Raw genomic sequence first — 1140 nt, forward strand, 5'->3', positions numbered from 1 at the left:
CAACGGTTTTGGCTAGGATTAGTACGGGATTGAAAATCGACAAGATTTTCGAGAACGGACTGAGCCTAAGCTTTTTGTTTGGTTTTGTTTCTTTTAATTTGACTAAGCCAAATCAACAAGATTTGGCGGACTTTGTAAATATACACAAAACTTTGAAGTAGGACAGAAGCCCGTATTAATTTTAGCCGGTGTTGTGTGTTGGCTTTTTATGGATAATTATTGATTCAGCTTTATTTAAAGATTTAAAAAATGGAACTTGATTTTCAAAATAGTAACCATTTGTAATAAATTTCATTTTAAGATTAGATGTTTCAATTTTTAATTCTAGGTCAGAAATTCTGTATTCAAGTTTGCTTATATTTCTATTATTAGCAAAATATCGAGCATACCTAATTTTAACTCCAAGTTTAAGTAATAATTTCATTAACGAAATTATTCGAGGTGAGATAAATTCTTCTCCTCTTATTAACTCAATTTTTTTCAATGATTTATAATTTATCGGAAATGATAAAACAATATTTGAATGATTAAATCTCAATAATACTCCTTCTGTGAATGTTTGAATATTACATTTTGAATCAATTTGTATTTTATTGAATTTTTCGTTTTCAGATTTAATTAATTTTAAATAGAAACCACAAGAACCAAGAGAATTTAAATTTTTCAATTTTATAGGTTCACCAATTATGTTTTTCAACTTAGAATAAGAAAATTCATTTTCAGTAATAATCATTTTTCAATTTTTTATTAATTCTTCTTTTATGAATTTTATAGATTCTTTGTAGAAATCATTCCCATTCCAGTCTCCAATTTCTATTTGAGTTCGTTGATTATGTAAACAAATTACAGGAGTAGTAGGTTCTAGCTGTATACCAAAAGTATTTTTACCGTCATCGTATATAGCATAGCTATTTTCAGATTCTACCTCCCCCCAACAAGTTTTTTCAATTAATTTTATCGCTTTAAAAAAACGTAATTTGTAGAAGATTTCAGGCTCATTTTCTTTCAATATTTGGTATAAATCTTTTCCAAATAATAAGTATCTAGTTTTAACTTCTTCATAAGTTTCTTCTAAATATTCTTGAGAGTTATTTAATAGAAAATGAGTCATTTAATTTTTTTTCAAGCTTACACACAACG

2 protein-coding genes are annotated in these 1140 nt (G+C 26.4%); both read right to left on the reverse strand.

Translation table 11 applies throughout. The annotated features are described in order from the left end of the window. Positions 1-181: 181 nt before the first annotated feature. On the reverse strand, positions 182-733 hold the full coding sequence (locus GGR97_RS15210; protein ID WP_167899381.1) for a hypothetical protein: 552 nt from the start codon (positions 731-733) through the stop codon (positions 182-184). 3 nt (positions 734-736) lie between these two features. Then, a complete protein-coding gene (locus GGR97_RS15215; protein WP_167899382.1) occupies positions 737-1111 on the reverse strand; it encodes a hypothetical protein in 375 nt (124 codons plus the stop codon). Positions 1112-1140 lie beyond the last annotated feature (29 nt).

Origin of the sequence: Wenyingzhuangia aestuarii, from assembly GCF_011927765.1 — a bacterium.
GTDB classification, from domain to species: domain Bacteria; phylum Bacteroidota; class Bacteroidia; order Flavobacteriales; family Flavobacteriaceae; genus Wenyingzhuangia; species Wenyingzhuangia aestuarii.